Consider the following 19908-nt stretch of genomic DNA (forward strand, 5'->3'; position numbering starts at 1 on the left):
ACTGACTTAATGGCTTAAGAATGGGGCAGCCGTTTGCTGAAGAATTCTGCAGGGGCTGAGGTAGTGAGTTGGCGCTGTACAGAGTGATGATGGCGCACCAGATGACGCGGGAAGTTAAGCGCTGGCGAAAAAATGCCGCTGGCGCGGCTGTAGAATCATATCTGGCTGCGCAATTAGCTGGATCGTAAGTTTTCAATTGCACTGTCGCTGAGCGTGAGTACAGATTTAACGCTGACGCTTATTCTGTCGATAATGGCCTGCCGGGGGCCAAGACGCCACGCATCACTGTTATAAAAAGATTCCTGCGAGGATTCCAGGTGGGAGAGGCTGTCATAAGCTCTGATCAAGTAATAAGCGTCATCGTCATGGGCGGATAGACCGAAAGAAACGATATCCATACCTGCTGAACGTTGAAGTGGCGCACTCTCCTCCGTCATGATCCTGTGAAACGCTTTCCCGGTACCGGGTTTAAGGGTGTACAGCAAAAATTCAACCGCTTTCATCTTCGATATCCTGTCAATTTTTCATCATCGCGAATTATTGCCCCCTGGAGCCGTGAGAGTCGACTGAGCATGGGTTCTGTCCTGAGCATTTCCTGCGAGCCAAAGCGAAAACCACTGTCTATGCCGCGTGTATTATCGCCGCAGGCCGCTAATTTAAAAATGTTTAAGCAGATGATCCAGAAACGCGCGTACCGCAGGATTGGAACGACGGCTTTCATGCCAGACAGCCGAAATATTACGGCGCTCCACTGTAAAATCTGCGAGTACGGGAACTAACTTTTTCTCTCTGACCAGTGAAGCCACCATAAAATTCGACGCCATGCCTATTCCGGCTCCGGCAGTCATTGCGGCTATAACGGCTTCGCTGGCATCAACAGTCACTGTTGATGACGGTACGATTTCAATCTCCCTCTCACCGACACGGAACGGCCAGCGAAAAAGTTGCCCCGTGTTCTGGTAACGCAGATTAATCGTCTGGTGGCTGATTAAGTCATCAGGATGTTGCGGTGCGGCGCAACCGGCTAAATATTCAGGCGAGGCGTAACAGCCTATCTGATACGGTGGGAGGCGGCGCGCCAGCAGGTTTGAATCCGCGAGATCGCCAATGCGAATGGCAATATCAATATTCTCATCAACGATGCTTATTAGATGGTCGCTCAAGCGTAAATCAATCGTCACTTTTGGGTGAAGCGCGCAAAATTTCGCTAAAACGGGGGCGATCATATGGATGCCCACCGGTAATGATGCCGCAATACGTAACGTACCAGCCGGTTCTGCGCGCGCGCGTTTTGCAACCTGTTCGATCTCCTCGGCATCACGCAGCAATCGCAACGCGCGTTCATGCAACTCGTGGCCTTCGGCAGTTAAAACCAGCGAGCGCGTCGTTCGGGTGAATAAGGTGACGCCGAGATGCTTCTCCAGCCGTTGAATACTTTTGCTGATGGCGGAAGGTGAAACGGAGAGCGAGCGGGCAGCGGCACTGTAACTGCCCAGAGCGCCGGCACGAGCGAATGCGATGAGACCCGTGAGTCTTTCAAAACCTATTTGTTCCTTCATGGCACAATTAAAGCGAAATACAGCCATATTATCAATCCTGAATATTAGCCGTATGCTCTGTCACCTGAGTGTTTTTTAGCGTGAGACGGTAATGACTGAGATGATGAAAGCTGTACAACTTCATGCGTTTGGTGGGCCAGAAAACCTGCTTTATGAAGACGTCCCCCGGCCCCTGGTTGGAAACGACGAGGTTCTGGTTCATGTGCAAGCGGCAAGCCTTAACCCGCCAGACTGGTATCTGCGTGACGGCTATCGGGCACTTCCGCCTGAATGGTGGCCCGAACCTTCCTTTCCACTCATTTTAGGGACTGACATATCCGGTGTTGTCGCAGCGGTCGGTAAACATGTTACCGGGTTCAGCATCGGCGATGAGGTCTATTCAATGGTGCGTTTTCCTGAAAAGGTGATGGAGGGCAGTGGCGCTTATGCAGAATATGTCAGTGTTCCTTCGTCGGAACTGGCGCTGAAACCTCGTGGAATTGGGCATGTTCAGGCTGCCGGTGCCCCAATGTCACTGCTTACGGCCTGGCAGTTTCTTATCGAAACCGGGCACGATGCACCGAATCCTTTCCAGCCTTTTCCCCATAAAGCTGTTCCATTGAAAGGTCGGACCGTGTTGGTCAATGGTGCTGGTGGCGGTGTGGGACATTTTGCTGTTCAGCTTGCCCGCTGGAAAGGTGCGCGGGTCATTGCCGTCGCTTCCTCCCGCAATGAGGCGCTTTTACGCGAGCTGGGAGCAGACGAGTTTATCGACTACACCAAAATCGCAGCCGAGAGCGTAGTAAAAAATGTTGATCTCGTTTTTGATGCGGTGGGTGGCGCAAATATGGCGCGTTTTCTGCGCTGTATCAGGCCTGGCGGCGCACTCTTTCTGGTTAATCCTTTGGGTTTTTCCGCACATCCTGAGGCTGCGCAAAAAGAGGTGACGGTGTCATCGACGCAAGTGCGCTCCAGCGGCGCGCAATTATCACAAGCAGGCCGTCTTCTGGAAGAAGGTGTGGTTCGGGTGGTGATTGATAGCACCTATCCGCTCGCAATGGCATCTGCTGCCCACCAGCGCGCAGCAATGGGAAGGATTCAGGGCAAAATTGTGCTGACAAACTTTTGATTATCACGTTCCCGAAAGTCCTGCCATTGCGAACGGGGATGACAGAAAAGGCAAAACTATGCTCATCATTTGCGGCTATGTGAACATTCAACCCGCTGATTTACCGCGGTTTATGGGCGATATAAAAGTGCTCGCTCAAACCGTGCGAAAACGTGCAGGAAACCTCTCGTATGACGTGGCCGTAGAGGATCACCTGACTGGACGTGTGCTTATATCGGAACGCTGGAAAGATGAGGATGCGCTGACGGCACATCTTGCCGCTCCTCACACTCGGGCATTTATCACCCGATGGCAGGAACGAATGACGGCAGAAATTCTGAAATATGATGCCCTTAACGAAAGAGGACTCCTGGATATGAAATGACAATGCGATAGCGATGAAATTTGATGAGCGGCTGTTTAAAAACGCTTCCGGCGTTTTTGTGCGGGCAGTTTCCTCGCGGGCTCGTCATCTGTCCAACTGGCTGCGCCAGTTGTCGACCCCCGGTCGGGGTTTCTCATCCCCCCTGCGGGAGTGCGCTATGCGAAAAAAAAGCCCGCATTTGCCTGCGAGCTCTTCTTTGAATGATGGCGGTGAGGGGGGATTGATTCGCTGCGCTCACCCTACGGGCAGATTCCTCGCGGGCTCGTCATCTGTCCAACTGGCTGCGCCAGTTGTCGACCCCCGGTCGGGGCTTCTCATCCCCCCTGCGGGAGTGCGATATGCGAAAAAAAAGCCCGCATTTGCCTGCGGGCTCTTCTTCAAATGATGGCGGTGAGGGGGGGATTCGAACCCCCGATACGTTGCCGTATACACACTTTCCAGGCGTGCTCCTTCAGCCACTCGGACACCTCACCACATTGTCTTCCCGATGTTGTCGGGACGGGCGCTAATGTAGGGAAAACCCCGAACGTCGTCAATCCTCTTTTTCAATAAATTAGCGCGTTTAGACAAACTTCAAACAACCTGCTTCTTAAACGTTCTGAAATCGCTTTTTTTCTCGGCACGGCACTTTCTCCGCGTGGTACGGGAGAAATTTGTTATGCTGAGCGGCCTTTGCGAAAAAGCATAATTGTTCCGGAAAATAATCGGATACATCACATCAGGTTTTGGAGTTGATATGGAAATTATCTTTTATCATCCCTCATTCGATAATAACGACTGGATCCGCGCATTGCGTCAGGCGCTGCCGCAGGCCAATATCCGCGCGTGGACGCCGGGCGATAATGCCCGCGCTGATTACGCGCTGGTCTGGCATCCACCGGTTGAGATGCTCAAAGGCCGACAATTAAAAGGCGTTTTTGCATTGGGGGCGGGTGTTGATTCGATTCTTAGCCAGTTGCAGGCCCATCCTGAGATGCTTCCTGAATCTATTCCGCTGTTCCGCCTGGAAGATACGGGCATGGGGTTGCAAATGCAGGAGTATGCCGTAAGCCAGGTGCTGCACTGGTTCAGACGTTTCGATGATTACCAGGCGCTAAAGCTACAAGCGAAATGGCAACCGCTGGAGGAATACGAACGTGGAGACTTCACCATTGGTATCCTCGGTGCGGGTGTGCTCGGTGCGAAAGTGGCTGAAAGCCTGCTCCAGTGGGGGTTTCCGCTGCGTAGCTGGAGCCGCAGCCGTAAAAAAATGCCCGGCGTGACCAGCTTTGCGGGTGGCGAGGAGTTGCCAGCCTTTCTTCATGGCACACGAGTACTAATCAATCTGCTGCCAAACACTCCGGAAACGGCAGGTATCATTAATGCTGCTTTGCTGAACCAACTCGCTGACAACAGCTACGTGATAAACCTTGCGCGTGGCGTACATGTTGTCGAGCGTGATTTGCTTGCAGCCCTGGAGAGCGGCAAGCTGAAAGGTGCCATGCTCGATGTCTTTAGCCAGGAGCCGCTACCATCCGATAACCCGTTGTGGGCGCATCCCCGCGTGGCGATGACGCCGCACATGGCGGCGACGACACGTCGCAGTGAAGCCGTGGCTTTTATCGCGCAGGCTATTCAATGTATTGAGCGAGGTGAACCGGTCAGCGGGCGGGTAGACAGAGCTCGTGGTTATTGACAGACGCCCGGCATTGCCGGGTTTTGTCATTAAACTCGCGAACGATAACTGCTATCCTTTGCAGAAATAACTACAGGAGTGAGTCATGTATCCCGTTGACCTGCATATGCATACCGTCGCCAGCACCCACGCTTACAGTACGCTTCACGATTATATTGCCGAGGCAAAACGTAAAGGGATCAAACTCTTTGCCATTACCGATCACGGCCCGGATATGGCGGATGCGCCGCACTACTGGCACTTCGTGAATATGCGCATCTGGCCACGTCTGGTCGATGGCGTGGGCATTTTGCGCGGTATTGAGGCCAATATTAAAAATACCGAGGGTGAAATCGACTGCACCGGACCGATGGTGACGTCGCTGGATCTGATCATTGCGGGTTTCCATGAGCCGGTGTTTCCGCCGCAGGATAAAGCCACCCATACTCAGGCCATGATTGCGACTATTGCCAGCGGCAATGTTCATATTATTAGCCACCCCGGTAACCCGAAATTTAACATTGATATCCCGGCCGTTGCCGCTGCCGCCGCGAAATATGGCGTCGCGCTTGAAATTAACAATTCGTCGTTTGTCCATTCGCGCAAAGGCAGCGAGGCGAATTGCCGCGCCGTGGCTGCCGCAGTGCGGGATGCCGGCGGCTGGGTGGCGCTGGGCTCGGATTCTCATACGGCGTTTACGCTGGGCGATTTCAGTGAGTGCCGTAAGGTGCTGGATGACGTCGGTTTTCCGGAGGATCGTATTCTGAATGTCTCGCCGCGTCGTCTGCTGGATTTCCTCGAATCCCGCGGTATGGCACCAATTCCCGAATTTGCCGAACTTTAATACTGACTGGAACAACTGAATGAACGAATTTTCAATTCTCTGCCGTGTACTGGGCTCGCTGTTTTACCGCCAGCCGCAAGATCCTCTGCTGGTGCCGCTCTACACCCTGATCCGTGAAGGAAAACTGGTGGAAAGCTGGCCGCTGGAGCAGGATGAGTTGCTTGAACGGTTGCAGAAAAACTGCGATGCACAGGCACTGGCGGCTGATTACAACGCGCTGTTTGTCGGGGAAGAGTGCCGCGTCTCACCTTATCGTAGCGCCTGGGTGGAAGGTGCGACGGAAGCGGAAGTGCGTTCATTTTTGTCCAGTCGCGGCATGCCGTTGACCGATGCGCCGGCCGATCACATTGGGACGCTACTGCTGGCGGCCTCATGGCTGGAAGATCAGGCCGCAGAAGATGAAAGCGAAGCGCAGGAAACCTTATTCGCCGATTATATTCTGCCCTGGTGCGGCACCTTCTTTGGCAAAGTTGAAGCCCATGCGACAACGCCATTCTGGCGCACCATGGCCCCGCTGGCGCGCGATGCGATTGCCGCGATGTGGGATGAGTTGCAGGAAGAATCAGAAGAGTAATTGTGATTTGCGTCACAATTAAAATGCAACAGAGATTTTTTGTTTTCAAATAATGTGCGCACTGTCGCATCTCAGCGGCGCGCATCTGCTATGATGCGCGCCATGAACATTCTTCTTTCTATCGCAATTACGACAGGCATTCTCTCCGGTATCTGGGGCTGGGTGGCCGTCTCTCTCGGTTTATTAAGCTGGGCCGGTTTTCTCGGCTGCACCGCCTATTTCGCGTGCCCACAGGGTGGAGTGAAAGGGCTGCTTATTTCCGCCTGTACGGTGATGAGCGGCGTGGCCTGGGCGCAGGTCATTATTCATGGCGCAGCGCTGGCTCCGCATCTGGAGATCGTCGGGTATTTGATGACCGGTGTGGTGGCGTTTTTGATGTGTCTGCAGGCGCGGAATTTGCTGCTCTCTTTCGTGCCGGGAACGTTTATTGGCGCCTGCGCAACATTTGCCGGGCAGGGCGACTGGCGGCTGGTCATCCCTTCGCTGGCGGTTGGGTTAGTGTTTGGCTATGCCATGAAAAACAGCGGGCTATGGCAGGCTTCTCGTCGCGCACAGCCGCTGCTTAAAGAGCAAGAAAAAGCGTGACCGGAAGTCACGCTTTTATTTTTCAGGACTCCGGCGGCACCGCCATTTCGCGGTATTTTGCCAGCACGGGGTTATGACGATCGGCGCCTTGTTGCAAATCCCACAATCCCCGATCAATCCCGTCATTTATCAACAAAATCACCCCGGTTTCAATCGCCGACATCAGACAGAGCATCACCGGTTCGTTGGCGGTATAGCCAATTTCTCCCTCCAGCAGCCGCTGGTAGTCAATAAAGCGAAATACCCCGGCTTGTACTTCATAAGAGAGGATGGTTTTACTGGTGTTGACCGACGAGAGAATTTCTCCGGTCGTGACATTAATCACCCGTAAATTCACCGCAATTTGATCCAACTGATATTGTGTATCTCCGCCAATGCCGAAATAACGCGCACCCACGCCGCCGGATTTTACATTGCTCTCGTAGCCAATAATGGATCCTTCAATCATGATATTCGCGGCAGTCAGCGAGGGAAGAGGAACGCGATTGTTGATGGCCACAGTTCCGTTTTCTTGCGCGGCGCGAATGATTTTTCGTTCATTTAGCAGATTCTGCAAACCCTGGCGTTCCAGCGGGACAAACCAGCGCGAATCTTTCAGCGCCGTAACTAACATCGCAGTCGCGCTTTGCGGGACGGCGGTGGAAAAGTTACTTGCCGGGTAGGGCTTAAATTGCCCGGTTTCATCCTGGATGTTATACACCGAGACGAAAATTTTCCCGCTTGGCATCGGCAGATGAGTCAAGTCCTGATAACTTTGCGCCCGCGGCAACAGCGTCGGTTTAGCGGCTTGTTTTGGCGGCGCAGTCAGGCAACCGCTTAATAAACACACGGCGAATAAAATAAATAGACGCGACATAGTTGTTGTCCTGTTTGACAGTGGCTTAAAAGTCCGTTGAACCGCTTTGCAAGCCTGACACCTGAATCGTAGATGTCTTGCCGGTTTTTCTGTCGGTGACATTTAATTGCAGTTGTCCGTCTTTGTTGGAAATATCCACGATAAAATCGCTGGTCACCATTCGCCCCGGTTTACCGGTATTAATATTGGTAAGTAGCCCGCCCAATATTTGTGATTGTATTGCCTGGGTGAAATTATCCAGCGCGGAAGTGGTTTCCACGCCGTAATCCTTATAGCTGGGATCGGTATAAGAATTTTGTGCCTGGGCGCTATTTAATAAAAATGCACCGTTATTAGGATTACCGCCGAAATTAGGATTACGAAACTGGAATGTCATGGTTCCCGCCCAGCATGCAGGCGCGATAAGCAACAGCGCAAGCAGGGTATATATGCTACGCATAATAGCCTCCGGAGATTTAACGTATTTTAGAATTCATCACTCGCCATATCGCCAACGCTCAGCAGCGCCTGGTTTATTTGCAGGTGATCGATCGCTTGCTGGGTTTGCGCCAACGCGATTTCAACATTTTTCTCAAAGTCGCGGTGCGTAGGAAAAAGAAAAGTCTGGTATACGACACTCTGATTGACGATTATCGTTATCCAGCTTCCCCAACGGGCGCTAGGTCGTTCATTAATGGTTAAATTCCCTTTCCAGCTACTTTCCCACTTATCACTAAATGCACGATAAAAATCGTGTCCGACAGACGATACTGTGTGATCGGCTAACAGCCCGGGAACTTCGACTTCAACAGCCGATACGTTTACGCAGGCAACAAATAATAAAGCGGCGGTTGCCAGACGATACCCATAGCGTTTCATGGTGTTAACGCCTGAGATTATCGTTAGCCCAGGAGACGGCTTGCGTGCGGTTTTTTACCGCTATCTTCCTGAAAAGATTATAAAGATGGGTTTTAACTGTATTTTCACTAATGAACAACGAACGGGCTATCTCAACATTCGATGCACCGATACGCAGCTTATTAAGGATCTCTTTTTCGCGGTGGGTAAGCAGAGCAGATTCAGTGCTGTAGTAACGATAATTCCCGGCATGAGTGATGAGATAACTCGCCAGTTTTTGCGAGAAATAGCACTCACCACGTTGCACACCTTGTAAGCCATCGACCAACTGGCTTCTGTCCTCTGAAATGTAAAATACACCCGTAATATTTGGCCAGTTTTCTACATCCTGGAACGGGTAATCAAGAGGGGTATTCATCAGCAATAGCTTAATATCACCATTTCGTTGTGACAGGATATTCTGCCATTGCTGAATCAATTTTTTATCCGCATCCATCATGTCGAATAAGACGATGCTTAATGCTGGAATATCATCGAGAGGCCGTTGAATATTATGGAGCTTTCCGGGCAAAGAGAGCGCAAATTTTAAATGTTGCAAAAGCGCCGTTGCCTGCAATGAAGGTTTGGTTATTAATAATAAAACTGAAATAGCTGAACTATGGACTTCACTAAACATGATGAAACCCCGCGTATTTGTTTTTTGTTCATCAACTTCAACCCCGGTTATTCACCAGGGAAACCAGATGTACTGTCGGATGCGCTGTGCTGTGTTCAGGAATAAGTGATCAGCCCGTGTAAGGGAGAAATAATACAAAGTAATGAGTGCTGCGAATTCAATCTAACGCTTGCTAACCTTAAAGCAAGTGTGAATCATGTAACAGAATGTAAAATTAAATATTGAAATGTTATTTTGATGTTCGGGTCCGTTGATATTCAAACGCCAAAGCAGAGCAAGTTTCAAAAGAAAGTGGTGCGATAATTTATATTAAGAACAAAGACCTGACTTTTGTTGTCTTCAGGTTCTCCTTATTTTGCGTTTTGCTGTTAACACGTATCCTGTGCATCAACGGTTATAGTGCCAGAGTGGTTATTTAAGAATAATCATCTGATGCCGCCTCTGCTGCAAACGGGGGATAATTTTGCTTCATGCTTTAGAATGACATGACTAATGAAAATCCAACTTGCTGGTGAGATATTTTCTTTTTATCCACGGCATACTCAGTTTTGCAACCAGGTATTAACAAATAAGTTTGGCGGTGACAGCATGAAGAACAAAATAGCCTTTATGATGTTAACCCTGCTAGGGATTCCGTGCCTCGTAACAGCAGCCGGATATGACCTGGCAAACCCGGAATATAATCTGGCGGTGAATGAACTGAGTCAGGCGCCTTATAATCAATCAGCCAATATCGATCAACATGGTGCGAGTAATAATGCGCATATTGATCAACGAGGTTCGAAATTATTGGGTGTTATTTCGCAAAGTGGCGGAAACAATTCAGCGCAAATTAACCAGTCCGGAAGTTATAACCTTGCTTATATCGATCAGGCCGGTAGTGCGAACGATGCGAGTATTACGCAGGGTGCTTATGGTAATAGCGCAGTTATTATTCAGAAAGGCTCGGGCAACCGGGCAAATATCACGCAGTACGGTACGCAAAAAACGGCAGTAGTGGTGCAACGACAGTCGCAAATGGCTATTCGCGTTATTCAACGTTGAAAGTCTTGCGACTTTTATCTCAATCCAACGGGGGTTTACCATGAAACTTTTCCAAGTGGCAGCATTCGCAGCGATCGTTGTTTCAGCAGGCGCATTTGCAGGTAGTGTCCCGCAGTATGGCAATGGCGGCGGTCATGGCGGTGGCAGCAATGGTCCAAATTCTGAACTGAGCATTTATCAATATGGCAGCGCCAACGCCGCCCTGGCTTTGCAAAGCGATGCACGTGAATCTGACCTGACTATCCATCAGTATGGTTCCGCCAACGCCGCCGATGTGGGCCAGGGTTCGGATGCCAGCTCTATCGATCTGGTACAGAACGGGGCGCAAAACAATGCCACTATCGATCAGTGGAATGGCCGCAACTCCGATATTTCTGTGAGCCAGTACGGTGTGGGTAACGGTGCGCTGGTTAACCAGACTGCATCGGGCTCTAGTGTCACAGTACAGCAAACCGGTTACGGTAACCACGCTACTGCGAATCAGTACTGATCCCCCGGGCAGGAATAAACAGGGCTGCGGCCCTGTTTTTTTTGGAGGCGCTATGCATACCTTATTATTGCTGGCGGCGTTATCCAGCCAGATCACGTTCAATACCACCCGCGACGGCGACAATTACACTATTACTCCGCTGGTGCAGGTTACGCAGGATTGTGTTTGCCAGGTGCAGGTTATAACCGAGCGTGAAGGCGCTGCGGGTGTGAGCCAAAGCCGGCAACGAAACACGATGACTCTCCCGGCGAATCAAACGACCGCGATTTCGCGCATTCGCTTGAATATTTCCGCGCGCGATAACGTAAAAATTATCGTCACGGTCTCTGATGGTCAGTCGCTACATCTCGCTCAGCAGTGGCCTGCCGAATAATAATTTTCATAATCCACTCAGTGACAAACATATTCCCCATCTGAATGCTAATTTTAATTAAGGAACGTGCTAACGGCGCCGATATTTAACGTATCAATAGCCGAAGCTCAACCGTCAGGGATGAGTGACTTACGAGGTGTTTATGCGTCTGTTTCAAGCGTTCGTGTTCCCTGTTGCCTGCTTTTGCATAATGTCATCTGCCTATGCGGGAACCCAGCCGGCGGGAGGGACGATCCATTTTCGTGGTGCCATCGTTGAAGGCGGCTGCGAAACTCAAATTCAGAACCAAAATCTGCAGCTCTCCTGTCTGCAAAACAATAAAATGCAGACTCAGCAAATCCATATCACCGATGTAACCGGGCAATCACTCTCTCCACTGGTTGCGCAAGTCCAGATGCGCTATCTCGATGCGCAGCAATCCCGCGCCGAGGTTACCATCACCTATAACTGATGATTTTGAATATGTTGCCCTTGCTATTTCCGGGTACACTTAACGGTGTTAACGGGTTACTGGCCGGAAAGGGGGCAAGAATGCAACCACGTATGCAGGTGCTTCAGGGGGATATCACCACGCTTGAAGTGGATGTGATTGTGAATGCAGCAAACTCATCACTGCTTGGCGGCGGCGGTGTCGATGGCGCGATCCATCGTGCCGCAGGGCCAGATTTGCTTGACGCGTGCCGACAGGTACGTCAGCAGCAGGGAGAGTGCCCGCCAGGCCACGCGGTGATCACGACGGCAGGAAATTTAAAGGCGAAAGCGGTGATCCACACCGTTGGACCGGTCTGGCGTGGCGGAGAGGAGAATGAAGCGCGCGTGCTGGAGGATGCATACCGCAATAGCCTTCTGCTGGCGGAAGCCAATAGTTACACGAGCATTGCTTTTCCCGCCATCAGTACTGGCGTGTATGGTTACCCAAAAGCCGCGGCGGCAGAAATCGCCGTTAATACCGTCGCTGCGCACCTCATACGTCGGCCTCAACTCCAGCAGGTGATCTTTGTTTGTTTCGATGACGAAATGACGCAGCTTTACCAGCGCTTACTGACTCAGCACATTCAATAAGACGCGGCTGCTCTGCGGGCAGGGCAGCCGGAAAAGTTATCTGGCGTGAGCATGACGCTTCGCGTCGTTTTGTTGCGGCTTACCGGAAAAAAGGAAGCGTAGCAGCGGAATGCGCAGATGGATTTCATACAGCAGCACCGCAATGCCAATGACGAAGACCAGTCCGGCAAGAAAACCAAGGAGATTGGACTGGATATGCGGTGTGATCCACGCGCCAAACAGCAATGTCAGCGGATGGTGTACCAGATAGATAAACAGGGACGCGTTCACGAAATAACTGACGCGCGCTGACTGGAAGTTCAGCAATTTGTGGCCTAATGAAAAGACCACATTTACCATCCACAGCCCCAACAGCATGGTGATAACCGCCTCGGTTTCGTACATCCAGCCATCACCACTGCCATAGCGCTGGTTAAGCAAATAAGCACCAAATGCCAGAACCGAGCCGAACATGCACCATGGCGAAGGCGTGATAAATAGTGACTTCAGACGCGAGTTAATGAACGCCAGCGCACCAAGAAGGAAGAACGGAATGTAGAACAAGGTCTGCATGACCGCAAAATTAAACAGCGCATCACGTAATATATCCGGATACAGCATCAACATAATTCGACGCAACGCAGCCCAGGCGATACCTAAGAGCAGGAACCAAAGCGACAGTTTCGCCAGTGAAATATTGCCAGCCAGCCGGTTAGCGCTATTTTTTAGTTTTTTAAACAGCACCATGCTAACCGTGGTTAATACCACAAGGACTAATAAGAACCATAAATGGGAGATGAGTTCCCATGACAGCGTATTGAATTTGTCATAAGTCGATAGGGTGTGCCATTCAGCCGTTTTATCTTTCACATATTGCAACATAATAAATTGCGGCAGCGTCAGCAGCGGGATCGCGGTGAGCATTGGGATGCCGACGCGCTCAACACGCAGTTTCCACCAGCGCTTAAGCGGATAACGCAAATACAACATGTATGAAAAATAGCCGGAAATAACAAAAAACACCTGCATACGGAACGCATGTATGGCGTCATTGAACAGCGTTAGCCACCATGAAGGGTAGGCGCTGTTTACGTGCCACATATGGCTGGAGTAGATCAGCGAAATATGAAACGGGATCCCAAGCAGCATCAACCACGCGCGTATGGAATCAAGGAAATATTCTCGTTGTGCGGGGGTTTTGGTCATATCACTCCGTACATTCTCAGACTTTTCGTCTTATCCATAAGACAAATAATGATTACATTCGCAACCAACCCTACACTATGACCGATAACCTGTCTCCAGGATAAGCCTGCAAAACGATAAAGGGTTAGTTTCATTTGCTTATTCAATGAGCCTGCATGGAGAACAATGCGGGGATTCAGTTGTCGGATTGCCTGAGTTTCCATTAAAATGGATCGGATCGATTTAAGCACACAAAGGGGGAAGTGCTTAGTTATTATGAAACCTAAATTACGAATGATGAAAATGCGTTGGGTAGGTGCTGCTGTTCTGTTGTCACTTTATACGTCATCAGGCTGGGCCTTTTCTATTGACGATGTCGCAAAACAGGCACAATCACTGGCCGGTAAAGGCTACGAAGCACCCAAGACCAATTTGCCCTCTGTGTTCCGTGAGATGAAATATGCGGACTATCAGCAGATCCAGTTTAACCACGACAAAGCCTACTGGAACGCGATCAACACCCCATTTAAGCTTGAGTTTTATCACCAGGGTATGTACTTCGACACGCCAGTGACCATCAACGAAGTGACGACCACTGCCGTACGTAAAATCAAATACAGCCCGGATTACTTCAATTTCGGCAACGTTCAGCACGATAAAGACACGGTCAAAGATCTCGGTTTCGCCGGTTTCAAAGTTCTGTACCCCATCAATAATAAAGATAAAAACGATGAAATCGTCAGCATGCTGGGCGCAAGCTACTTCCGCGTGATTGGCGCAGGGCAAGTATATGGTCTTTCCGCCCGCGGTCTTGCCATTGACACTGCGTTGCCATCTGGCGAAGAGTTCCCGCGTTTTCGCGAGTTCTGGATCGAGCGTCCAAAACCGACGGACAAACGCCTGACCATCTACGCGCTGCTGGATTCACCGCGTGCAACAGGCGCATACCGCTTTGTGATCATTCCAGGTCGCGATACCGTGGTGGATGTGCAGTCCAAAGTTTACCTGCGCGATAAAGTAGGCAAACTCGGTGTTGCGCCGCTGACCAGTATGTTCCTGTTTGGGCCGACTCAACCCTCTCCTGCAACCAACTATCGCCCGGAATTGCATGATTCCAACGGCCTATCGATGCTGGCAGGTAACGGCGAGTGGATTTGGCGTCCGCTGAATAACCCGAAACATCTTGCTGTAAGCAGCTATGCGATGGAAAACCCGCAGGGCTTTGGCCTGCTGCAGCGTGGTCGCCAGTTCTCCCGTTTTGAAGATATCGATGACCGCTACGATCTGCGCCCGAGCGCGTGGGTAACGCCGAAAGGCGAGTGGGGCAAAGGTAAAGTCGAACTGGTCGAAATCCCGACCAATGACGAAACTAACGATAACATCGTCGCTTACTGGACGCCGGATCAACTGCCGGATCCGGGTAAAGAGATGAACTTCAAATACACCATCACCTTTAGCCGTGACGAAGACAAGCTGCATGCGCCAGACAATGCGTGGGTATTGCAGACACGTCGCTCCACAGGGGATGTGAAACAGTCAAACCTTATCCGTCAGCCTGACGGAACTATCGCGTTTGTGGTGGATTTCACCGGCCAGGATATGAAAAAGCTGCCGAAGGATACCCCAGTAACCGCGCAAGCCAGCATTGGCGATAACGGTGAGATTGTGGAAAACACCGTTCGCTATAATCCGGTTACGCAAGGTTGGCGTTTGATGTTGCGCGTGAAAGTAAAAGATCCGAAGAAAACCACGGATATGCGCGCGGCGCTGGTCAACGCCGACCAGAACCTGAGTGAAACCTGGAGCTATCAGCTACCTGCCAATGAATAAGACAACTGAGTATATCGACATGCTGCCGCTTTCCGGGACGGAAAAAGCGGCGCTGCCGACAGAGAGCATTCGCAGCGTGCATGAAGCGCTGGATAAAGAGCATACGAACTGGACGCGTGATGATGATACGCCGCTGGGTTCTGTGACGGCACGTCTGGAACATAGCTGGCCGGATTCGCTCGCCGAAGGGCAATTGATCAAAGACGATGAAGGGCGCGCACAGCTCCAGGCGATGCCGAAAGCCAAACGCTCTTCAATGTTCCCCGATCCGTGGCGTACTAACCCGATTGGTCGTTTTTGGGATCGTTTGCGCGGACGCGAAGTTGCGCCGCGTTACCTTGCGCGTTTGACCAAAGAGGAGCAGGCGCACGAGCAGAAATGGCGCACCGTCGGTTCTATCCGTCGCTATATCCTGCTGGTGCTGACGCTGGCGCAAACCGTCGTCGCCACCTGGTATATGAAAACCATCCTGCCTTATCAGGGTTGGGCGCTGATCAATCCCACGGATATGGCGGGCCAGGATCTGTGGGTTTCCTTTATGCAGCTCCTGCCGTATGTGCTGCAAACCGGTATCTTGATCCTGTTCGCGGTGCTGTTCTGCTGGGTTTCCGCCGGGTTCTGGACTGCATTGATGGGCTTCCTGCAACTGTTGATTGGCCGAGATAAATACAGCATTTCGGCTTCGACGGTGGGCGATGAACCGCTAAACCCGGAGCATCGTACGGCGCTGATCATGCCTATCTGTAACGAGGACGTGGATCGCGTTTTCGCAGGTTTGCGTGCGACCTGGGAATCCGTGAAAGCCACCGGCAACGCGGCACACTTCGATGTCTATATCCTGAGCGACAGCTACAACCCGGATATCTGCGTAGCCGAGCAGAAAGCCTGGATGGAGCTTATTGCAGAAGTGCAGGGCGAAGGGCAGATTTTCTACCGTCGCCGCCGCCGTCGCGTAAAACGCAAAAGCGGGAATATCGATGACTTCTGCCGTCGCTGGGGCAGCCAGTACAGCTACATGGTGGTGCTGGATGCGGACTCCGTGATGAGCGGCGAGTGTCTGACCGGGCTGGTACGCCTGATGGAAGCGAACCCGAACGCCGGGATCATCCAGTCGTCACCGAAAGCGTCCGGGATGGATACGCTCTATGCGCGTTGTCAGCAGTTTGCGACCCGCGTTTACGGGCCGTTGTTCACCGCGGGTTTGCATTTCTGGCAACTGGGTGAATCCCACTACTGGGGGCATAACGCGATTATCCGCGTGAAACCGTTTATTGAACACTGTGCGCTGGCACCGCTGCCGGGTGAAGGCTCGTTTGCCGGTTCGATTCTGTCACATGACTTTGTCGAAGCCGCGCTGATGCGCCGTGCCGGTTGGGGGGTGTGGATTGCTTACGATCTGCCTGGCTCGTATGAAGAGTTGCCGCCGAACCTGCTCGATGAGCTGAAACGCGACCGCCGCTGGTGCCACGGCAACCTGATGAACTTCCGCCTGTTCCTGGTAAAAGGTATGCACCCGGTTCACCGCGCAGTGTTCCTCACTGGCGTGATGTCCTATCTCTCTGCACCGCTGTGGTTTATGTTCCTTGCGCTTTCCACGGCTTTGCAGGTGGTGCATGCGCTGACGGAACCGCAATACTTCCTGCAGCCGCGCCAGTTGTTCCCGGTGTGGCCGCAGTGGCGTCCGGAGCTGGCTATCGCGCTTTTCGCTTCGACCATGGTGCTGCTGTTCCTGCCGAAGCTGCTGAGTATCATCCTGGTGTGGTGCAAAGGGCCGAAAGAGTATGGTGGTTTCATTCGCGTAACGCTTTCCCTGCTGCTGGAAGTGCTTTTCTCGGTGCTGCTTGCGCCGGTGCGTATGCTGTTCCACACCGTGTTTGTGGTCAGCGCGTTCCTTGGCTGGGAAGTGGTATGGAACTCGCCGCAGCGTGACGATGACTCCACGCCGTGGGGGGAAGCCTTTATGCGCCACGGTTCTCAGCTGCTGCTGGGGCTGGTGTGGGCTGTCGGGATGGCGTGGCTTGATCTCCGCTTCCTGTTCTGGCTGGCGCCGATTGTCTTCTCGCTGATCCTGTCGCCGTTTGTGTCGGTTATCTCCAGCCGAGCTACTGTCGGCCTGCGCACCAAACGCTGGAAACTGTTCCTGATCCCGGAAGAGTATTCACCGCCGCAGGTACTGGTGGATACGGATAAATATCTGGAGCTGAACCGTTCGCGCAGCCTGGAAGATGGGTTTATGCATGCGGTATTTAACCCGTCATTCAACGCGCTGGCAACGGCGATGGCAACGGCTCGCCACCGCGCAAGCCACGTGCTGGAAATTGCCCGCGATCGTCATGTTGAACAAGCGCTAAACGAAACACCAGAGAAGCTGAATCGCGATCGTCGCCTGGTGTTGCTTAGCGACCCGGTCACGCTGGCACGTATGCATTATCGCTTGTGGGCGGCGCCGGAGAGATATCTGTCATGGGCGAGCTACTATGAAACGCTGAAGCTTAACCCGCTGGCGTTAAAAGCAAAGTAAGCCGACATTAAGGAAAATACCGGCCTGAGAGCCGGTATTTTTTTATCTGTATCAAACGAGAAGAGGTTGCCTGTGAGAGTGATTCTGGTGGTAGTCATAGCGTGCCTGCTGAGCGGTTGTGGCAGCATCGTCAGCCGGACAATCCCCGGGCAGGGACACGGGAATCAGTATTACCCCGGTGTTAAGTGGGATGTCCGCGACTCAGCGTGGCGCTACATTACCGTGCTTGATCTACCCTTTTCACTGGTTTTTGACACACTTTTGTTACCGCTGGATGCTAATCACGGCCCGTACGAGTAATCAGCGCTCATCCCACTCATCAGCCGCTGTCTGCCCTTCTTCGGTATCAAGAGGCGGTTCTAGCTGGAATTCGCCTTCGTCCCATTCGTGCAGCGTATTCTCTTCCTGCCACTCCTGGCTTATCTCGATTTCATCGAAATCACCGTCAAAGACACTTTGCGCGGCTTCCCCGCTTAAAAGAGGCAGACATTCACCTGGCTCTTCTTCATCTGCAAAAAACTCAGCGCGCCACGCGATATCGCCATCCTGAAGAACATACTTTTGCACATTGAATTGCTGCACGCTGATTTCTTCTTCATCAAGATCCGGGTTATCGGCAATGAATAATTCCCGCGCGGCATCAATTGCTTCCGACAGTGTTGAGTAATACTCCAGTTCAGTTTCGGCCATATCATCGCTCCTGAGATAACAGTAAAAAAGGTATGCACAAACCTATAGACGCTGGTTTTGCGAGCGTCAAATTTGTCATAAATGAATCAGCGATTTCATGGCATAACGAGAAAGGTGTAGTGCTGAATAGTAGTACGCCTGCGGGAGCAGTAACTGATGCTTGTGGCTACGTCTTATGTTGCATGTGTCGCAATAGAGATATTGTCAGCCGCGCCGTTATCCCGCTTTCGGCTTTGATTGGCCCGGGAAATATGCACGAACAGCATTGTTTTTGCGCGCGGGGCAGCATGGATGTAAGGCAAATATCTATTGTATCGGGGGCGCGATTACGCTTCTCAGCGCTACTCCTGGCGCTGAACGCTGCGGGTTGCCTCGGCTCTGGCGCGTCGGGCAGGGCGCTGCAAACTGAACCATGAATAAATGGCATTAAACAGAACGACGCCCGCCGTCACACAAAATACCGCGCGAAAACCGTAGCTGGCCGAAACCGCCGCACCCATCAGCGGACCGGTCACATTCCCAATATCGCGAAAAGACTGGTTATAACTGAATATCCGCCCGGCAATTTGATTAGTGGAGTTGTAGACCAACAAGGTTTGCACCGCAGGAAGCAGCGCGCCGTCTGCAGCACCGAGCAGGAAGCGCAAAATGCCCAGTTGCCACGGAGTTTGCACCAGTGACATTGGCAGCAGTAACAAGACGGAGATTATCAATGCTGCGACCAGAATTTTCTCCGGGCCGATTTTGTCTCCCAATTTGCCCAGACGGGGTGCGCTAAGCAGTGCCGCGACACCCGGCACGGAAGCAATCATGCCGCTAATAAAGGCAATATTGCTGACATTACCGGCAAGATCGCGCACATAAAGGGTGAGAATCGGCGCAATAGAACCCGTCGCCACCTGGATGATCATGGTGGTAATAAACAGGCTCAGTACCAGTTTGGGGCTTTTTAGCGAGGCGAAAACCTCTTTGAAGTGCAACATCTCGCGTTTTGCCACCGGGGTGAAATTTTCGCGGATGCAAAGTAGCGTGAGCAGAAAACAGATAAAAAGCACGGACGCGGTAATAAAAAAGACCATCCGCAAGCCCCAGGTATCAGCCAGCAAACCGCCGGCCAGCGGGCCAAGTAGCGCGCCGCTGACGCCTCCCGTCGAGAGCGTCCCCAGCGCCCAGCCGCTTTTGTTGCGCGGCATTTGCGTGGCGATCAAGGCATTGGCGTTGGGGATAAAACCGCCCAGTAAGCCGAGCAGCGCCCGCAGCACCAGAAGTTGCCAGACATTTTGTGCAATTCCCATTAACGCCATAACAATCGCCATGCCGAGAGCGGAGCGCAGCAGCATGATTTTGCGCCCTTTACGGTCGGCAAGGCCGCCCCAGAAGGGAGACGCGATGGCAGAGAACAGGAAGGTGATGCTAAAGACTAAACCGGACCACATATTGAGCGCGCCGGGATCGGTGATGCCAAGCTGCTCGACATAGAGGGGGATAAAAGGCATCACCAGGCTAAACGCCGCGCCGGTGAGAAAACAGCCAAACCAGGCAACAGTGAGATTGCGCTTCCAGTTTATTGGGGCATCAGAGTGAGACATAACCGTCCATAACCGCACACATTAATAATAGTAGATAGTAAGCATGCTAATTATGCGCCCGGGTTATGATTGCCGCAATGCGCTGACG

At 51.9% G+C, this 19908-nt stretch carries 23 protein-coding genes and 1 tRNA gene; 14 read left to right on the plus strand and 10 right to left on the minus strand.

The genetic code is table 11. The features are described 5' to 3' along the window. Positions 1-173: 173 nt before the first annotated feature. Both JKP81_RS18150 and JKP81_RS18155 read right to left on the minus strand, forming a co-directional pair. The gene (locus JKP81_RS18150; protein ID WP_200552819.1) at positions 174-503 is read right to left on the minus strand and encodes an NIPSNAP family protein; all 330 of its coding nucleotides are present in this window, start codon (positions 501-503) and stop codon (positions 174-176) included. Between the two features lie 153 nt (positions 504-656). Then, the gene (locus JKP81_RS18155) at positions 657-1559 is read right to left on the minus strand and encodes a LysR family transcriptional regulator (protein WP_200552903.1); all 903 of its coding nucleotides are present in this window, start codon (positions 1557-1559) and stop codon (positions 657-659) included. 91 nt (positions 1560-1650) lie between these two features. On the opposite strand from JKP81_RS18155, the gene JKP81_RS18160 reads away from it, so the two are divergent. Both JKP81_RS18160 and JKP81_RS18165 read left to right on the plus strand, forming a co-directional pair. Next, on the plus strand, positions 1651-2667 hold the full coding sequence (locus JKP81_RS18160; protein WP_200552820.1) for an NADP-dependent oxidoreductase: 1017 nt from the start codon (positions 1651-1653) through the stop codon (positions 2665-2667). A 58-nt stretch (positions 2668-2725) separates the two neighbouring features. Continuing rightward, positions 2726-3031 carry a putative quinol monooxygenase gene (locus JKP81_RS18165; protein ID WP_200552821.1) on the plus strand — a complete coding sequence of 102 codons (306 nt, stop codon included), beginning with the start codon at positions 2726-2728 and terminating at the stop codon, positions 3029-3031. Positions 3032-3416: 385 nt separating this feature from the next. On the opposite strand, the gene JKP81_RS18170 is transcribed toward JKP81_RS18165, so the two are convergent. Beyond that, positions 3417-3504: transfer RNA gene (locus JKP81_RS18170), tRNA-Ser, on the minus strand. A gap of 263 nt (positions 3505-3767) precedes the next feature. Here JKP81_RS18170 and ghrA point away from each other — a divergent pair. The 4 genes from ghrA to JKP81_RS18190 all read left to right on the plus strand — a co-directional run bounded on the left by ghrA (position 3768) and on the right by JKP81_RS18190 (position 6688). Next, a complete protein-coding gene (gene ghrA, locus JKP81_RS18175; RefSeq protein ID WP_200552822.1) occupies positions 3768-4706 on the plus strand; it encodes a glyoxylate/hydroxypyruvate reductase GhrA in 939 nt (312 codons plus the stop codon). Between the two features lie 85 nt (positions 4707-4791). Then, positions 4792-5529, plus strand: coding sequence for a phosphatase (locus tag JKP81_RS18180; protein ID WP_200552823.1), 738 nt, complete (start codon positions 4792-4794; stop codon positions 5527-5529). A 19-nt stretch (positions 5530-5548) separates the two neighbouring features. Then, positions 5549-6103 carry a molecular chaperone gene (locus tag JKP81_RS18185; RefSeq protein WP_200552824.1) on the plus strand — a complete coding sequence of 185 codons (555 nt, stop codon included), beginning with the start codon at positions 5549-5551 and terminating at the stop codon, positions 6101-6103. Positions 6104-6205: 102 nt separating this feature from the next. Continuing rightward, the gene (locus tag JKP81_RS18190; protein WP_200552825.1) at positions 6206-6688 is read left to right on the plus strand and encodes a DUF1097 domain-containing protein; all 483 of its coding nucleotides are present in this window, start codon (positions 6206-6208) and stop codon (positions 6686-6688) included. Positions 6689-6710: 22 nt separating this feature from the next. On the opposite strand, the gene csgG is transcribed toward JKP81_RS18190, so the two are convergent. Genes csgG through csgD form a run of 4 tightly spaced genes read right to left on the minus strand, consistent with a single transcriptional unit; the run spans position 6711 to position 9057 of the window. Then, a complete protein-coding gene (gene csgG, locus JKP81_RS18195) occupies positions 6711-7544 on the minus strand; it encodes a curli production assembly/transport protein CsgG (protein WP_017456368.1) in 834 nt (277 codons plus the stop codon). A gap of 25 nt (positions 7545-7569) precedes the next feature. After that, complete coding sequence (gene csgF, locus JKP81_RS18200; protein ID WP_020457403.1) at positions 7570-7983, minus strand: curli production assembly/transport protein CsgF; 414 nt, start codon at positions 7981-7983, stop codon at positions 7570-7572. 26 nt (positions 7984-8009) lie between these two features. After that, positions 8010-8402: a curli production assembly/transport protein CsgE gene (gene csgE / locus JKP81_RS18205; RefSeq protein WP_175272492.1), complete on the minus strand. Its 393-nt coding sequence runs from the start codon at positions 8400-8402 to the stop codon at positions 8010-8012. Between the two features lie 4 nt (positions 8403-8406). Further along, on the minus strand, positions 8407-9057 hold the full coding sequence (gene csgD, locus JKP81_RS18210) for a biofilm master transcriptional regulator CsgD (protein WP_200552826.1): 651 nt from the start codon (positions 9055-9057) through the stop codon (positions 8407-8409). Between the two features lie 588 nt (positions 9058-9645). Between csgD and csgB the strand changes: the two genes are divergently transcribed. From csgB to ymdB, 5 genes are all read left to right on the plus strand, one after another. Beyond that, the gene (csgB, locus tag JKP81_RS18215; RefSeq protein WP_200552904.1) at positions 9646-10101 is read left to right on the plus strand and encodes a curli minor subunit CsgB; all 456 of its coding nucleotides are present in this window, start codon (positions 9646-9648) and stop codon (positions 10099-10101) included. A gap of 40 nt (positions 10102-10141) precedes the next feature. Further along, complete coding sequence (gene csgA, locus JKP81_RS18220) at positions 10142-10591, plus strand: curli major subunit CsgA (RefSeq protein ID WP_017456373.1); 450 nt, start codon at positions 10142-10144, stop codon at positions 10589-10591. 52 nt (positions 10592-10643) lie between these two features. Further along, the gene (gene csgC, locus JKP81_RS18225) at positions 10644-10964 is read left to right on the plus strand and encodes a curli assembly chaperone CsgC (protein WP_200552827.1); all 321 of its coding nucleotides are present in this window, start codon (positions 10644-10646) and stop codon (positions 10962-10964) included. A gap of 190 nt (positions 10965-11154) precedes the next feature. Continuing rightward, a complete protein-coding gene (locus JKP81_RS18230; protein ID WP_234455710.1) occupies positions 11155-11415 on the plus strand; it encodes a hypothetical protein in 261 nt (86 codons plus the stop codon). An 80-nt stretch (positions 11416-11495) separates the two neighbouring features. After that, positions 11496-12026 carry an O-acetyl-ADP-ribose deacetylase gene (gene ymdB / locus JKP81_RS18235; RefSeq protein ID WP_200552828.1) on the plus strand — a complete coding sequence of 177 codons (531 nt, stop codon included), beginning with the start codon at positions 11496-11498 and terminating at the stop codon, positions 12024-12026. Between the two features lie 36 nt (positions 12027-12062). Here the strand turns inward: ymdB and mdoC are convergent, their stop codons facing one another. Beyond that, on the minus strand, positions 12063-13211 hold the full coding sequence (mdoC, locus tag JKP81_RS18240; protein WP_200552829.1) for a glucans biosynthesis protein MdoC: 1149 nt from the start codon (positions 13209-13211) through the stop codon (positions 12063-12065). A gap of 273 nt (positions 13212-13484) precedes the next feature. On the opposite strand from mdoC, the gene mdoG reads away from it, so the two are divergent. From mdoG to JKP81_RS18255, 3 genes are all read left to right on the plus strand, one after another. Next, positions 13485-15020, plus strand: coding sequence for a glucans biosynthesis protein MdoG (gene mdoG / locus JKP81_RS18245; RefSeq protein ID WP_020457411.1), 1536 nt, complete (start codon positions 13485-13487; stop codon positions 15018-15020). Then, complete coding sequence (gene mdoH, locus JKP81_RS18250; RefSeq protein WP_200552830.1) at positions 15013-17541, plus strand: glucans biosynthesis glucosyltransferase MdoH; 2529 nt, start codon at positions 15013-15015, stop codon at positions 17539-17541. The genes mdoG and mdoH overlap by 8 nt, the downstream gene beginning before the upstream one ends. A gap of 72 nt (positions 17542-17613) precedes the next feature. Beyond that, complete coding sequence (locus JKP81_RS18255) at positions 17614-17841, plus strand: YceK/YidQ family lipoprotein (RefSeq protein WP_200552831.1); 228 nt, start codon at positions 17614-17616, stop codon at positions 17839-17841. Here the strand turns inward: JKP81_RS18255 and JKP81_RS18260 are convergent, their stop codons facing one another. After that, positions 17842-18216, minus strand: coding sequence for a MysB family protein (locus JKP81_RS18260; protein WP_086869972.1), 375 nt, complete (start codon positions 18214-18216; stop codon positions 17842-17844). 356 nt (positions 18217-18572) lie between these two features. After that, positions 18573-19820, minus strand: coding sequence for a multidrug efflux MFS transporter MdtG (mdtG, locus tag JKP81_RS18265; RefSeq protein WP_200552832.1), 1248 nt, complete (start codon positions 19818-19820; stop codon positions 18573-18575). Positions 19821-19908 lie beyond the last annotated feature (88 nt).

This window comes from Kosakonia sp. LAM2021, assembly GCF_016620385.1.
GTDB lineage: Bacteria > Pseudomonadota > Gammaproteobacteria > Enterobacterales > Enterobacteriaceae > Kosakonia > Kosakonia sacchari.

Excerpts from the sequence above, each read along its gene's own strand:
- mdoC (WP_200552829.1), bottom strand. The coding sequence starts at position 13,211 with ATGACCAAAACCCCCGCACAACGAGAATATTTCCTTGATTCCATACGC.
- ymdB (WP_200552828.1), top strand. The coding sequence starts at position 11,496 with ATGCAACCACGTATGCAGGTGCTTCAGGGGGATATCACCACGCTTGAA.
- csgE (WP_175272492.1), bottom strand. The coding sequence starts at position 8,402 with ATGAAACGCTATGGGTATCGTCTGGCAACCGCCGCTTTATTATTTGTT.
- csgF (WP_020457403.1), bottom strand. The coding sequence starts at position 7,983 with ATGCGTAGCATATATACCCTGCTTGCGCTGTTGCTTATCGCGCCTGCA.
- JKP81_RS18165 (WP_200552821.1), top strand. The coding sequence starts at position 2,726 with ATGCTCATCATTTGCGGCTATGTGAACATTCAACCCGCTGATTTACCG.
- csgA (WP_017456373.1), top strand. The coding sequence starts at position 10,142 with ATGAAACTTTTCCAAGTGGCAGCATTCGCAGCGATCGTTGTTTCAGCA.
- JKP81_RS18150 (WP_200552819.1), bottom strand. The coding sequence starts at position 503 with ATGAAAGCGGTTGAATTTTTGCTGTACACCCTTAAACCCGGTACCGGG.
- JKP81_RS18160 (WP_200552820.1), top strand. The coding sequence starts at position 1,651 with ATGACTGAGATGATGAAAGCTGTACAACTTCATGCGTTTGGTGGGCCA.
- mdoG (WP_020457411.1), top strand. The coding sequence starts at position 13,485 with ATGATGAAAATGCGTTGGGTAGGTGCTGCTGTTCTGTTGTCACTTTAT.
- JKP81_RS18190 (WP_200552825.1), top strand. The coding sequence starts at position 6,206 with ATGAACATTCTTCTTTCTATCGCAATTACGACAGGCATTCTCTCCGGT.
- JKP81_RS18185 (WP_200552824.1), top strand. The coding sequence starts at position 5,549 with ATGAACGAATTTTCAATTCTCTGCCGTGTACTGGGCTCGCTGTTTTAC.
- JKP81_RS18155 (WP_200552903.1), bottom strand. The coding sequence starts at position 1,559 with ATGAAGGAACAAATAGGTTTTGAAAGACTCACGGGTCTCATCGCATTC.
- csgG (WP_017456368.1), bottom strand. The coding sequence starts at position 7,544 with ATGTCGCGTCTATTTATTTTATTCGCCGTGTGTTTATTAAGCGGTTGC.
- csgD (WP_200552826.1), bottom strand. The coding sequence starts at position 9,057 with ATGTTTAGTGAAGTCCATAGTTCAGCTATTTCAGTTTTATTATTAATA.
- JKP81_RS18230 (WP_234455710.1), top strand. The coding sequence starts at position 11,155 with ATGTCATCTGCCTATGCGGGAACCCAGCCGGCGGGAGGGACGATCCAT.
- mdoH (WP_200552830.1), top strand. The coding sequence starts at position 15,013 with ATGAATAAGACAACTGAGTATATCGACATGCTGCCGCTTTCCGGGACG.
- csgB (WP_200552904.1), top strand. The coding sequence starts at position 9,646 with ATGAAGAACAAAATAGCCTTTATGATGTTAACCCTGCTAGGGATTCCG.
- JKP81_RS18180 (WP_200552823.1), top strand. The coding sequence starts at position 4,792 with ATGTATCCCGTTGACCTGCATATGCATACCGTCGCCAGCACCCACGCT.
- mdtG (WP_200552832.1), bottom strand. The coding sequence starts at position 19,820 with ATGTCTCACTCTGATGCCCCAATAAACTGGAAGCGCAATCTCACTGTT.
- csgC (WP_200552827.1), top strand. The coding sequence starts at position 10,644 with ATGCATACCTTATTATTGCTGGCGGCGTTATCCAGCCAGATCACGTTC.
- ghrA (WP_200552822.1), top strand. The coding sequence starts at position 3,768 with ATGGAAATTATCTTTTATCATCCCTCATTCGATAATAACGACTGGATC.